The organism is Aquimarina aggregata, assembly GCF_001632745.1.
GTDB lineage: Bacteria > Bacteroidota > Bacteroidia > Flavobacteriales > Flavobacteriaceae > Aquimarina > Aquimarina aggregata.
In genome coordinates, this window is record NZ_LQRT01000058.1 from 352,582 (window position 1) to 367,943 (window position 15,362).

Below are 15,362 nucleotides of genomic sequence, written 5' to 3' on the forward strand. Positions count from 1 at the left end.
TTATCGCAGAAAAATACAAAGAAAATATTTTTAGAGTCTATATTTTATGTTAATCCCACCATAGATATTAAAAGGTAAACCAGAATAAAAGTATCTGGGGGCATTACCACCAAAACCTCTGGCGTTTATTTGAATTTGTGAAGCGTATTTCGTATCCAAAAGATTATTAGCGCCTACAGAGAAATCATAAAAAAAGTGTTTTCCTATTGCATTTCTAAAACCAATTTTTCCATGTAATAATTCATAACCATCACTTAGAACAGAATTGGCATCATTGACTGGGATTTCACCCACAGTTTGTAAATTTAAGTTTCCGTAAAACCCTTTATCAGCATAGAGATCAATTCCTATGTTTATAACTTCAGAAGGTACACCCGTTAGATCGTTGCCAGAGAAATCATTATCAAGATCTATAAAATCTTTAAATGTATAATCATAAATAGATCCATTAATAAAGAAATTAAGTTGAGAAGATTTAAAAGTATGTACAGTATAGTTAATTTCTGCTTCAAGACCATTATGAGTTGTTTTACCTGCATTGATAGCAAAGAAATTATCATCTACTGTTCTACGCGCTACCAAAAGGTCTTCAATTCTTAGTGTATATAACGATAAAGATCCGTATAACTTACCATTTAATAACTTGTATCGTGCACCTACCTCATAATTCCAGCCTATTTCTGGTTTAATATCTGCGTTAAATAATCCATCAGGGAGTAGTGTTTCAGATGCGGTAGGAGTAGAGAATCCATGGGCGATATTTCCAAATAAAGTGATATTTGTATTCATTGCGTAATTCACCCCTATTTTAGGAGAAAGTATAGGGTCAAAATCAAATTCACCTGAACTATTTTCTCCATCAGATAAAAATAGATCATCAATATCAAAATTAGTTTGGTTAAGATGTACTCCTAAATTAAACCTTAATTTTTGATTAATGTTTAAGTTGGTTTCTCCAAAAAAGTTGTAATAATATCTTTTTTCATCAAGATCTGAAAGAAGATCCCCTTGTACGCTTCCAGTACCAATCGGAAAATCTTGATATAAATTATCAAATGTTTTGCTATTATAGGATTCATAAAAAAGTTCTGCTCCTAAGGTCCAGTTTATAGTTTTTCTAGCTAGTTTGTGTTCTCCTAATATTCTGGTACGGATACCAAAATTATTAGATTTTTCTTCTAAAATATTAAATGGTCTAGGTTCATAATTTTTTCTAAGTGCAGTAAAAACACTTGTGTTTTGAGATACTTTTGTAGTGTAATTATGTTTCCAGGTTACTCCTGCGATCCCATAATCTACATCTTCGAATCCTTGAGCTTGCCCCCAAGTAAAAGCCGCTTGTCTAGGTGAATTATTAAAATCTTCTTGGTTTAAAGAACTAGGAATACCCGCTTTAAGATTTACTACACTTCCAAAAATAGATAAAGCATCTTTTTTTCCTAAGTAAACACTAGAAGTGGCTGTGAAAGTATTTCGGTCATACGTATTATTATTGCGATACCCATCTGAATGATTGTTACTATAAACTATTTTGATATTAGAACGTCCTCCACTAACAGAGGCCTTAGCGAGTACTCTGATCAGACCATAACTTCCTACTGTCGTTCCTATTGATCCTTCTGTAGTGTTGGCATAGGCATATTGTGATGTTAATAAAATAGTACCTCCTAAACCTACACCGTAACTACTAGATGAAGGCCCTTTGTGAATTTCGATACTAGATAAAGCAGCAAGTTCAAGGTCTTCGATAGAAGATTCACCATTACCATCTGTTAATGGAATATCTTCAAAATATGCTCTTATATTAGCAGTACCAAATAAATTTCGGGCGCCAATTCCTCGTATGGATATTCTATTAGTGTTTAATGTACCACTTTGCATAAAAACACCTGGCACCTTGTTTAAAATTGGGTGTAACTCCAGAGTATTGCCTCTGTTAATTTCTTTAGAGTTAACTATTGCAACTGCATCTGTAGCATTTTTATATTGAAGAGGGAGCGAGAAATTGTTGATTATTACTTCGTCTAAAGTAGTTGTATCTGCCTCAAGCTTTATGGTAATGTTTTGTGTGTTGTTAATTTCAGAACGTTGGGTTTTATAGCCAATTTTTGAAATGTCAAAAATACCAAAAGAGGTCAAAATAGATGTTCCATTCGTATTGGTGTAACTTTTTACTTGCGAATCAATATTAGTAATTGTAACGTTTTTTATGGGTAAGTTGTTTACACTATCGACTACTGTTATGGTAATTGTATTTTGAGAGTATAAAGATAAATTTAGGATGAGGATTAAAAATGAGAGTGTTTTTTTCAAGACTTTTTTTTCTTTCAAATATCGTAAACAAAAGACAATTGGTTTTAAAAAACATGATTGTATTGACGATTTATTGATTTTTTTATGACTTTAATAACACTTGTTAATAATACACATTTTTAGACGCGTTACATTTATAAATTTAAACACCAGATTTATAAATGCCAACCACAGATGCTTGCAATTTACCTTATGTTTTAATTAATTTTAGAAAAGCGAAAAGCGAGATTCTTAAGAAAACTTATTTCTTTTTGAGTTTATAACAAAGTATGTTTAATTGAATTTAAAACAAAAATTATGAAATCTATAGAAAAAAAAACTTTAAATAAACTAAGGTTGAGTAAAACAAAAATTGTATCTCTTACTAATAATGAAAAAAATAAAATTTTAGGAGGAAGTGCGAGTAGTGATGCCAAAACTGGTGTCCCTTGTATTGCGGCGTACTAGGATTTATTCTATTAAATATATAATACAAGTTGCCACGAACACTAAAACAAAGTTATAGACTGTGATGTTATTTCAAGCTAACTTAAAGTAGTTGATCAATTAAGGATGCATCATTTTTTTGATGTGAGTTCACTAAAAAGCCAATCATAATTATGATTGGCTTTTTACTTGTCATTATTTTATTTTGGTTGGAATCACTTTTTTTAAATAACGTTAACAGATGAAAATAATGCTTTCACAGATTAATATTTTTTAAGAAGTCTATTCGTATCAATTTTGAAGTATCAAATTCAAAAAATGACGCGAACAGTAATTTTTATAGTATTCTTTTTGATAGTCCCCTGTTATCTTGTCAGTCAAGAAGCAACAACTTATAAAGGAAGTGTTGTAGATGCCCTAACTCAAGAAGTTATTCCTTTTGCAACGATTGCAGTTTACAATGCTAATCAAGAATTAGTTGATGGTACATCTACCAATAATCAAGGTCAGTTTGAGTTTACAACTGATAAGTTATTTACATATTTTGAAGTTACATTTATTGGATATAAAACAGAAATTATACAATATACTGCACTTGATAATCCTGTAAATCTGCTTTTTAACCTTCGTACCATAGTTAGTGATTTGGACGAAGTGGTTATACAAGCAGAACGAACAACCACGCAGCTAAAAATTGACAGAAAAATTATTAATCTAGGTACAGACATTCAACAATCAGGAACCAATGCACTTGAAGCTTTTGACCAAATTCCGGATATACAAACTGATTTAGGTACAGGAAGTATCTCATTACGTGGTAATGATAATGTTAGGATTCTGATTAACGGAAAACCCTCTGCACTTAATGCTGTAGAATTGTTGGAACAAATACCCTCGTCAACTATCAAAAGTGTAGAGATTATTACGTCTCCATCGGCAAAGTATCAAGCAGACGGTCTAACTGGAGTCATTAACATCATTTTAAAAAGTAACACAAACAAAGGAACAAACCTTAGTCTGAATAGCTCATTTGGAACAAAACGATATGGTTATGGAGTAACAGGTAATCATAATTTTTCAAAAGTAAACTTAAGTTTTACAGGATCACAGTCTGGCAGAGAAATGGATAGTAAACAGACAATTAATAGAGTTTTTAATAACGGAGATACTCAAAATATCTTTACTCCTTATGACTTTAATGGTTTAACACGAAAACTTGCAGGTGGAGTAGATTATTTTATAAACGATAACAACGAGCTTTCTGTGGGGTTAGATTATACCGATGATTATCATAGTTTTTATAATACGTCACAATATTTTGATGTTACTAATCGTGATGATTTTACATATACCAGAAATGCTGAACATTCTCATACTACTTATGTTTTCAATGCTAATTATCGAAAGAAATTTGAAAAGGAAAACCATTTTTTAGAATTAGATTTTAATCTTAATGATAATAAAAATGAATATCCAGTTTCGGATTTTGAAGATAGGGTATTCATATTTGATCAAGAAATTAATGAAAATAATAAAATTCATGCTTTATCATTAGATTATTCTTTGCCTATAACTCAAACGTTGCAGTTTGAAGTGGGAGGATCTTTTAATAGTAGTGATATTCAAAATCAACGATATATTAGATTAGATACTACAGATGAGACTTTGGATACATTTAAGTATAGCGAGGAACTTTTTGGTATATATGGACTTACAAAATTCACACTAAAAAAAATTGATTGGCAACTTGGATTACGATATGAGTATTTTACTTCAAATTCTACAAATACTCTAAACTCTGAGATAACAGACCTTCGTTTTTCAAATCTTTTTCCATCGATTCATGCTGCATATAAATTCAATCAAAATAATACGTTTAGTATTGGTTATAGTAGACGAATTTCAAGACCTAATTTGCATCATGTAAACCCGTTTCAATTAGGAAATCCTTTTTTTAGATTCGAAGGAAACTCCAGACTTGAACCAGAATCAAGTGATAATCTAGAAATAAGTTATCATAAAAATAAAAAAAGCTTTAATTGGTCTGCTACTACCTTTTATAGGTATAGAAAAAATATTATTCTATGGGTAAATGATATCGAAGATAATAACATACAAGTAATCTCATTTCAAAATAAAGGGATCAATCATTCTTTCGGAATAGAATCTACCATGCAAATTAAACTTCTAAACTCATGGAATACTCAATTTACAGGAAACTATTACTTTACAAAAACAGAAGATAATGATATTGTTACTTGGGATGAGTTATATTCTTCTAATCTCCAGTTAAAAAACACCTTTAAGATCACTAAGTCAATTAGTACAGATATAACCTATAGGCATACTCCGAAAAGACAAAACCCTTTTAATTTTATAGAACCTAGGCATCGAATAGACTGGGGAGTTAGAGCTAAATTTCTACAAAATAAATTCACTGCTAACCTTAGAGTAATTGATGTTCTAGATAATAATTTAATGAAACGAACAACTAGAACTAGAGATTTTGAACAACGTACAATCTGGAAGTTTCAATCACAAACTCTAGGTTTTTTATGTAGCCTTAACTATGTCCTTTCTAAAAACAAAAACAAAACTAGAAATAGAAAGAAGAGAAAGTATAGACATAATGATGGAAATAATTAAAAAATTAATACTAATCTTAATCAAATAAACCATGTCTTTAAAATCATATTTTGGGTTGATGTTAATAGCATGCAATATGCTTGCATGTAATTCAACTACTTTTACTGAAGAAAAAATAAACCCTCAACAACTTTCTGAATGGACAACCTTAGGAAAAGGTAAAACCTCTATTAAAAACGAAGAATTTGTTTTTGAAGAAATTAATGATTCAGATGGTTTTTTTGTGGTAAGCCCGATAAATTATGAAGGCGATATTATCTTGAAATATAAAATTAAAGCAATGTCAGATTCGTCAGTTTTAATAACATTGTTTTCTGCTTCTGATAGTCAAAATGACACAACACTTACATTTCCTGCAAAAAATGCCAAGCCAGAAGATATTTGGAAATGGCGTAGTGCGATGAATCATTATAATTTGACTTTTAATAATAAGTCACATGGATACACTCCTTTTTTCTATAAAAATATTACATCTTTAGAGCGAGGTTTTCATATTAGAAAAGAAGACAATATTACAGCTCCCTATCAATGGGTTTCTGTTGAGATAGGGAGAGTAAAAGATAGAGTTTGGTTTTCTCTTAATGGTGATATTGTTTTTGAGCAAACAGATACTGATCCTCTTAAAGGTGGACATGTACTTTTTAGAATTAGCGGGACGAATAGTGATACTGATACAATTTTGGCTAAAGCTGCAATAAAAGATCTTGTGATTTTCCATAAATAAAATTGATATCTTAGAGCTGTTTTATGAGTTACGACCCTTTATATCTAAAAACTAAAAAGATAGAGCCAATAATCCATCTGGTTTTTTGGAGTATGGTATTCTTTTTTCCATATATAAAATATTTTGGAAGAGAAGGAGGATACTCTATGAGTTTTGCTCATGAATTTAATGCATTGTTTTTTTATATGGTCCCATCATACGTGGTGTATTTATGGTTCTTGCCATTAAAAAACAAAAAAAAATATATTCCTTTGATTTTTCTCATATTTATTGGTAACGCATTAATTCATTATTATGCAGATGCCACTTTTCATAATGAAGAAGGTCATGAACATCACCGTTGGAGAACTATTTTATCAAGTTTGGTAACGTATTTGTCATTTAGTTTAGTGTTTTTCACAGTACATTCAATAAAGAAAATGTATGCCAAACAATTAGAGCTAGATATGGTAAAGCAAGAAAAAGAACGGGCCGAACTTAAAGCTTTAAAAGCACAAGTGAATCCACATTTTTTATTTAATACGCTTAATACAATCTATGCAAATACACTAAAAAAAGATGATAAAGCCCCTGATTTGATTTTAAAACTCTCAAACAATTTTAGATATGTATTACATGAAGGACAAAAAGAAAGAGTTACAATCTATCAAGAGATCGAGCATTTAAAAGATTATATTAGTTTACAAAAAGAACGATTAACGAATAAAATAGAAGTCATATTTTCTGAGGATATTGATAACCCTAAAAAACAAATAGCGCCTTTGTTGCTTATTCCCTTTGTAGAAAATGCCTTTAAATATACCAGTGTTTTAAAAGGAAAGAAACATACAATTAAAATAAGGCTAAAAATTCAGGATAATGATTTTTCTTTTTATTGCGAGAATCCTCGTCTAGATGCACAAAAAGAAATAGAAACAAATTGGGAAGAGAGCGGGATAGGAATCAAGAATACTCAAAATAGACTACAGTTGTTGTATCCAGATCAATACAAATTGAGTATAGAAGAAAGTGAAGCGCTATTTAAAGTAATGTTAAGCATAGCTATATGATAAATTGTATAATTCTAGAAGATGAATATAGTGCCCAAGAGGTTTTAAAAACATATATTGATAAAACCCCTTTTGTAAATTGCTTAGGAATATATGAGAGTGGATTAGATATCAAATTAAAAGAATTAGAAGCAGCAGATTTCCTGTTTTTAGATATTCAATTACCAGAATTAAACGGATTATCTTTTCTAAGAACGCTAGTAAATCCACCTCATGTAATCATTACAACTGCGTTTCCTGATTATGCAGTAGAAGCTTTTGAAGAGGCTGTAGTTGATTATTTAGTAAAACCGTTCTCGCATGAACGTTTTTTTAAAGCCGTTAATAGAGTTCAGGATAAAGTTAATTCTACTAGACAAGAAAGCCCAAAACACTTTTTTTTATATACCGATAAGACAATATACAAGGTAAATGTTAACACTATTCTGTTTTTTAAAGCCGAAGTAGATTATGTAAATGTAATAACAAAAGATAAGGATATTCTTGTTTTAGATAGTCTAAGAAATTGGGAAGACAAATTAATTCATCATAATTTTATTAGAATACATAGATCCTATATAATCAACTTGGATAAGATTGAAAAACTTTCAGGAAATCAGGTTTTTATTGGTTATCATAAGTTACCTATTGGTAAAACATATAAAGATGGTTTGTTAAAATATATTAGACAATAGCATTTGTAATAGTATTAGAAATTGATAGCGTAAACTTTCTACAGCTAATCCCAGAGTAAGTTTTCAAGTTTTTATAACCCAATATAATCTATGTTTTAGTTTTATATTCATTGAAAAAGAGCATATTAGGTTTATCTTCAGAGTTTTTACGTAAACCCAGAATTCTTTGTGATTTTTGACACTGTTCGTGTAAGAATAAATTCAGTATCTTTTGTGCATTGCAAAACACTTTTTGAAGTAGAAAAAATAGTAAAACCATTTAGTTGGAATTAATATAGATTCGGCATTCAATTTTGAAATATTTAAAGATATGAAATCTACTGTTTTTTTTTATAAAAACCTTGTAGCGAATAAAATACAACTAAGAGACCTTTTAGCAGACGAAACGCTTTTTACTAAAGTACCAGAAGATTGGCATGTTATAATCACAGATATCAAAAATTCTTCAGAAGCAATAATAAATGGATTGCATAATGACGTCAACTTAGCCGCTACAGGAAGTATTGTTGCTGTATTAAATCATATAAAAGAACATAAATCGGTTAAAATCCCATATTTCTTCGGAGGAGATGGTGCTACATTTCTAGTTCCTGGTACAATGCAATTAAGATTGTTAGAGATATTAAATGGTCACAAGCAACACGTTAAAGAAACTTTAGGTTTAGATCTTAGAGTAGGAGGCATGCAAGTGAAAGATATCTTTGCCAACAATCAAAAATTAACAATTAGTAAAATTAGATTAAATAGATACCTTACAATTCCTATTGTATTAGGAAATGGCCTTAAGTATGCTGAAGAAGTTATTAAACAAGAATCATTAAACTCTTTTAAAAAGGACACAGTAAATAGTGATTTGGCAAACCTAGAAGGGATGGAGTGTAGATGGGATGAAATAGCGCCACCTAAGAACACACAAAAAGTAATATGCCTTTTAATAAATTGTAAAGAAGACGATATACAAAGTAAAGTTTACGAACAGATTATCACAAAAATAGATGTAATCTTTGGGGATATTGATAAAAGAAAACCAGTTTCTAAAAGAAAATTAAGACTAGATAATACCTTTTCAAAAATTAAAAAAGAAATGTACGCCAGAATCGGAAAGTATAATATTGGTTATATGCTTAAAAACTGGTCTATTACTAGTATAGGTAAATTGTATTTTCAATATTTTAAAAGAGGAAAAGAATATATATATAAGATTATCCAATTGTCTGATACTTTAATGATAGATGGAACAATAAATACGGTTATATCTGGCGAAGAAAAGCAAATAAATCAATTAGTTTCTTTTTTAAATGGGTTAGAGTCAAATGGTAAAATAACCTATGGGATTCACACCACTCATGGTTGTGTAATGTCTTGTTATGTAGAAGATAGAAAAGATAAACACATTCACTTCATAGATGGCACAGATGGGGGATATACTTCTGCAGCTAAAATATTTAAATCAAAAATTTTAAAAGCTTGACCCTTGATTTATATTTGTATAAAAATCATATTAATTTTGAAATAATATTGTTGCTAAAACAATATACTTGTGTTGTAAATACTAAAAACTAAAAGATGGAAAAATTAGGGCTTACCAAAGAAAATTGGGATCAATTTATAGAATGGATATGGAATTTTGTACCTGGATTGATTTCTGCAATTCTAATTCTATTTATTGGAATGTGGGTAATCAGGATTTTTAGTAAGGGACTACGTAAGTTTTTTCAGAAGAAAGATTATGATGAAACTTTAGAGAATTTCCTATATGAAATTATTAACATAGGACTTAAAATCTTATTGTTAATTTTAGTGATCACTCAATTAGGAGTTCAGACATCTTCATTAGTTGCTATTCTGGGAGCTGCTGGCTTAGCAGTAGGTTTAGCTCTACAAGGGTCTTTGGCGAATTTTGCAGGCGGTGTTTTGATTTTGTTTTTTAAACCTTTTAAAATTGGTGATTTTATTGAAGCTCAAGGAATATCAGGAACGGTAAAAGAGATTTCGATATTTACAACTAAACTCACCACTTTTGGTAATCAATTGGCAATTATTCCTAACGGTAAGTTATCCAATGATAATATTGTTAACTACTCTTCAGAAGGTATTAGACGTGATAAGATAGACATAGGAATATCATATGACAGTAATATATTAGAAGCAAAACAAATCCTTTTGGACCTTATCAATGGTCAAGAATTGGTTATGCAAGAACCAACTCCAGAAGTAATTGTTACAGAGTTAGGAGATAGTGCCGTTACATTACAATTGAGATACTGGGCATCCAACGATGACTTTTGGGCAATTCATTTCTATACAATTGAAGAAGCCAAAAAGAAACTAGAAGCTGGAGGTATTTCTTTACCTTTTCCACAAAGAGACGTGCATTTATATTCAAAAGAAATGTCTTAAAATAAAGATTGAAAAAGGTTATTCCGTTTCAAATAATTAGATCCACTGATTTTAAAATTTTACTTTAAGTCTGCTTATCTATTTAGCATGTTTTAAATGTTAAAAAAATGTTAATTGAGGTAAAGCCATAATTATTTTTTGTGTAACGACCTAATATACAGTAAGTTTGAGTGAATTTAAAAAGGAGGCGTCATAACTCCTGTACCCCACTCACACACATAATCTCACATATTAATTTTTCAGGCTTATTTAATAGACGTATATCTTGAGTGTCTTTAAATGTTCAAGAATAAATTATTTTTTTAAAAAGTTTTAAATCATGAAAAATTTATTAAACCTAACAGGAGTAAAAACATTAAACAAAAGTGCGCAAAAAACTATTCACGGTGGAGATTACGTTATGGCTTCTTGTAGCGATTCTTGCTCAGGTACTATTCAGGCAAATATTTTTACCGGGCAATGTACTTGTGTAACGAACGATGACAATACCGATGGTTAAAATATATAAGTTTTAATAATAACTTATTTATTAAAGGTCTTTCTTAATCGAAAGGCCTTTTTTATGAGCATATATCTCTAGAACAAAGGCAAACTCAATTAGTAAAACAAGTCTCTCACACCTTAACCTGATTAGTGATAAAAATCAAAATAACTGTACTTCATCTAAATGCGCGTTTTTTTGGAACTATAAAATATAAGGGCTATTAAGGTTAATATTTCATTTGAGCAAAAAGGGATAAAAAAGCATTCAAAAAATTAAGAAAACTTCGAGGAAAGAATTAAAAAGCAATTTTTACGGTATTGCCATAGTTATTTTGGTGATTTAAAGTATGAATTATCAATCTATTATGTATAAATTTAGATAAATAAAGAATACTAACAGGTATGCTTAGTCAATAAGACTTTAGAAACAGTAAAAAAACATTTTAAACTTTCTAATTACCCTTTAGAAGTGAATGTCTTTTATAATTTTTTATATAAAATTTTATGCTGTTCAGGTAGTATTGATCAAGAAAGAATGCACGTCAAAATGTTATGAATTATGTACTCTGTATAGCGTATGTAATAAAACAAAAATAGCAATCTAAATTACCTGCTTATGGTTAACTATATCTTCTATTCTCCAACTTTTGTAGGAGAGGATTATGATATCTTCTTATGTTCAACTAAGAAGGTATATCAATTAGTATCCCGAAAAAAACATGTACGATTTGGGAGTAAAAAACTTTTATTATTACTAGAGTACAAATTAGTATTAATCCAATACTTTTTTAAAAAGTGTTGTGATCGACAAAAAAAAATCTACAATTTTCGAATACTATCAGATCTAAACTATGTTTCAGTTTCTAAGGGCAATGTATTAACTGAAATTACTAGTTATAGCATAATTAATAGATTCTCTCTGAGGTTCTATTAACTCGCATTAGCAGGGTTAAGGTAAATAGAATAAAGTAAAACGATCATCTTTTTAAAAGTGCAAATATGCGACACCTAGAAATAGTAAATAAAAATAAATATACCCAGCCATTTAAAAGAAGAAAAAATGTAAGTCCAAGATATAATACTAAGAACTCTATACTTTTGGTAATCTTATTTTTAAGCCTCTTTTTTTATCCAAAACTATCCTATGCGCAAAACATAGATACCAAAATTCAAGGAATAGATGATCCAAAATCACTATATCTTAACGAACAAATCGATGCCGGTGGAGCAAATCTATTTTTTCCTAATTATATACATGATAATGGCACTTCTAGATCTTCTTTTAAAAGTCGAACAAGAACATTTTTAGCTGCACCAACTATTGATTTAGACGGAAACACTGTTGGTAATGATTATAGTTTTTTTGTTCAACCTACTAATGGTTTAGTCTACAGGGTTTCTCAAAATGAATCGGTTACATCAGACGATGGTAATATCACTAGTGCAACTATAAGTATAGCAGGTACAATAGACCCCCAGGAATTATTTGCAATACCCCCATTTAATAGCACTAATTTTTACTTTTTTAATGGTGCTGATAAAGCTGTAAATTATACTTTTGGTAGTACTGTATTAACATTTGCTCAAACGGGGGGTACTAATTTTACAATTACTGAAGCTAATGGATTACCGATCCCCAATACAGTGTTTGAAAGTTTTATGGCCACACTATTCTATGGGGATCTAAATAATGCATACACAGAAGGGGTCAGAACAGTTACCGTTACTATAACAGATAATGGCGGGGTAACTGGGAGTGCTAATACCTTTATTAGAGTTTGGAGACATAACCCTGTAGCAGTTGATGATGCCGATAATGTAGATGCCGATGCCGTTGCAGCAATTACAGGAAATATTCTTACTAATGATACCGACAGTACACCAGGAGAAGTATTGTCTGTATCAGAAGTAAATGTGTTTCCAGCTGCTGTGGGTACTACATATACTACTTTATATGGTTCTATAACTATTCAATCAGACGGTTCATACTCTTATACGGTGAATACAAGTAGTCCTGCAGTGGCTGGGCTAACAAGTACCACATCTTTAGATGATGTTATTGCATATACAGTAGAAGATTTAACAGGTAGAATTGACTACGGTATCTTAACAATTACGATAGATGGGGTTGACGATCCCCCAATTGCTGTAGATGATACGAATAATGTAAGTGTAGGAGTTATTAATACTGCAACAGGTAATGTTATAGAGGGGGATGGTGTTAATGGTCAAGATTTATTAGACAGACCATTATCTAGGTTAATTTGGGAAAATGAATTTACTAACGGAGCGGCAGTAACAGGCCAAACCAGAACTATTAATGGAGTAGATTTAGATTTTACTTCGTTAGATCCAAGTGGAGCAGGTAATGGGCTTAATCAAACATCACAAAATACACTAACGAATGGAGGGCATACAGGATATTTACTATTTAATATTGACCCTGCAACAAATCCAGTGTCAGATACACAATTAATAATAGATTTTGATCAAGAAGTCTTTAATGTCGGTTTTTTAGTAACAGATATTGATTATTCACAAGGAACTGTTTGGCAAGATCAAATAACAATTCAAGGTTTTGCTGGAGGCTCTCCAACACCAGTAAGTTATAATTTTATTAGAACAGGGGGAATAGTAGAAGCTGGCGCTGATACATATTATGGAACAGGTACAGCGGTCGAGGCAGATGCAACGGGTAATATTAATGTAGCATTTCAAGCACCTATTGATCAATTGGTGATTTCGTATAACTATGGCCCCAATGCCACAGATGCTGATCCTGGAGGGCAAATAGCCGGAGTCTCAGATATATTTTGGCAAGGTGATAATGTAGTAACTATATTCTCAGTTGATGGAGACCCTTTAAATGTAGGAAATGCTATAGCTACAACTTATGGTTTTTTAACTGTTAATGCAGATGGTTCATATACTTATGTGTTAGATCAAACTAATCCTGCGGTTATAGCTCTCGCTGCAGGTGCAACATTAACAGATATTACACCATATACTCTAAGAGATGGTGCTTCAAATACAGATTCTGCAAACCTAATAATAACAATTACAGGAACATTAGATACAGATAATGATAATAGTCCTGATGAGGTTGATCAAGATGATGATAATGATGGTATCACCGATATCTTAGAGAACGAATTGGGGGTTGATCCTTCAGCAGATGCAGACAATGATGGAATACTAAATTATGAGGATGCCAATAATAATGGTAGTGGAGGAGCACCTTCTTGTATGGACGGAAATGCTGATGGTATATGTGATAGTTTAGATAGTACTTTTGATCAAGACCAAGATGGCATTCCTAATCATTTGGATTTAGATTCAGATAATGATGGTATTTATGATGCGGTTGAAGCTGGTCATAATCAAACACATATTAATGGGGTAGTATCTGGTTCAGTAGGAACAGATGGAATCCCTGATGCTGTTCAAGCACCTGGAGGTGAGGATAGTGGTGTTATAAATTATACAGTTGCTGATAGTGATACTGATAGTAACGATAATTTTTTAGAATTAGATAGTGATAATGATGGCTGTAATGATGTTATTGAAGCTGGATTTACTGATGGTGATAACAATGGACTTTTAGGGAATGGTACATTTGGTAGTGGGCTTACGGTTAACGGAAATGGAATTGTTACTTCAGGAAGCGACGGATATACGGGAACAAATGTAAACGTCACTACTCCCGGTACAGCACCATCAATTACAACGCAACCTTCTAATTCAAGTATTTGTCCAAATACGAATACTACATTTACAGTTGTAACTTCGAATGTAAATACATATCAGTGGCAATTATTTAATGGAGCTACTTGGGATAATTTAACTAATACAGGAATACACAGTACAGTAACAACAGGTACATTAACTATTACTAATGCTACTACAGCTGCTAATGGTAATAGGTATAGAGTTGTAGTTTCTAGTTCCTCATATTTATGTACTATCCTTACTTCTAACGAAGTAGAGCTTACAGTTGAAGACATTACTGATCCTACTGCTAGTAATCCATCACCGATTACTGCACAATGTAGTGCACCTGTACCTGATATTACTGTAGTGACTGATGAGGCAGACAATTGTGGTACGGCTACAGTAGCTTTTGTCAGTGATGTGAGTGATGGGAACAGCAATCCAGAAGAGATCACCCGAACCTATAGTGTTACGGATGGCGCAGGGAACAGTATCAATGTGACTCAGATCATTACCATTAATGATACGACTGATCCTACCGCTAGTAATCCATCACCGATTACTGCACAATGTGCTGCACCTACACCCGATGTGACTGTAGTGACTGATGAAGCAGATAACTGTGGTACGCCTACGGTTGCATTTGTAAGTGATGTGAGTGATGGGAACAGTAATCCAGAAGAGATTACCCGAACCTATAGTGTTACGGATGGAGCAGGGAACAGTATCAATGTGACCCAAACCATTACCATTAATGATACAACTGATCCTACGGCTAGTAATCCATCCCCGATTAGTGCCCAATGTAGTGCACCTACACCCGATGTGACTGTCGTCACAGATGAAGCAGATAACTGTGGTACCCCTACGGTTGCTTTTGTCAGTGATGTGAGTGATGGGAACAGTAATCCTGAAGAGATCACCCGAACCTATAGT

The 15,362-nt window shown here is 31.6% G+C and carries 10 protein-coding genes; 9 read left to right on the plus strand and 1 reads right to left on the minus strand.

Annotated features, from left to right (window positions below; translation table 11 throughout):
• Nucleotides 1-30: 30 nt before the first annotated feature.
• On the minus strand, nt 31-2,313 hold the full coding sequence (locus AWE51_RS24675; protein WP_066319728.1) for a TonB-dependent receptor domain-containing protein: 2,283 nt from the start codon (nt 2,311-2,313) through the stop codon (nt 31-33).
• Between the two features lie 297 nt (nt 2,314-2,610).
• Here AWE51_RS24675 and AWE51_RS26750 point away from each other — a divergent pair, with 297 nt between their 5' ends.
• The 9 genes from AWE51_RS26750 to AWE51_RS24715 form a co-directional block, all read left to right on the plus strand.
• Nucleotides 2,611-2,760, plus strand: coding sequence for a hypothetical protein (locus AWE51_RS26750; RefSeq protein WP_157766219.1), 150 nt, complete (start codon nt 2,611-2,613; stop codon nt 2,758-2,760).
• Between the two features lie 297 nt (nt 2,761-3,057).
• Nucleotides 3,058-5,385, plus strand: a complete 2,328-nt coding sequence (locus AWE51_RS24680) for a TonB-dependent receptor (RefSeq protein WP_066319646.1) — start codon at nt 3,058-3,060, stop codon at nt 5,383-5,385.
• Between the two features lie 31 nt (nt 5,386-5,416).
• Nucleotides 5,417-6,109 carry a hypothetical protein gene (locus AWE51_RS24685; protein ID WP_066319651.1) on the plus strand — a complete coding sequence of 231 codons (693 nt, stop codon included), beginning with the start codon at nt 5,417-5,419 and terminating at the stop codon, nt 6,107-6,109.
• 23 nt (nt 6,110-6,132) lie between these two features.
• Entirely contained in the window at nt 6,133-7,158 is a 1,026-nt protein-coding gene (locus tag AWE51_RS24690; protein WP_082832607.1) for a sensor histidine kinase, read from the plus strand.
• Entirely contained in the window at nt 7,155-7,832 is a 678-nt protein-coding gene (locus tag AWE51_RS24695; RefSeq protein WP_082832608.1) for a LytR/AlgR family response regulator transcription factor, read from the plus strand. The genes AWE51_RS24690 and AWE51_RS24695 overlap by 4 nt, the downstream gene beginning before the upstream one ends.
• A 310-nt stretch (nt 7,833-8,142) precedes the next feature.
• A complete protein-coding gene (locus tag AWE51_RS24700; RefSeq protein ID WP_066319655.1) occupies nt 8,143-9,303 on the plus strand; it encodes a DUF3095 family protein in 1,161 nt (386 codons plus the stop codon).
• Between the two features lie 95 nt (nt 9,304-9,398).
• On the plus strand, nt 9,399-10,232 hold the full coding sequence (locus tag AWE51_RS24705) for a mechanosensitive ion channel family protein (RefSeq protein ID WP_066319660.1): 834 nt from the start codon (nt 9,399-9,401) through the stop codon (nt 10,230-10,232).
• 319 nt (nt 10,233-10,551) lie between these two features.
• Nucleotides 10,552-10,731 carry a hypothetical protein gene (locus AWE51_RS24710; protein WP_066319662.1) on the plus strand — a complete coding sequence of 60 codons (180 nt, stop codon included), beginning with the start codon at nt 10,552-10,554 and terminating at the stop codon, nt 10,729-10,731.
• A 983-nt stretch (nt 10,732-11,714) separates the two neighbouring features.
• The coding region (locus AWE51_RS24715; protein ID WP_198403866.1) for a beta strand repeat-containing protein at nt 11,715-15,362 on the plus strand (3,648 nt) is incomplete at its 3' end.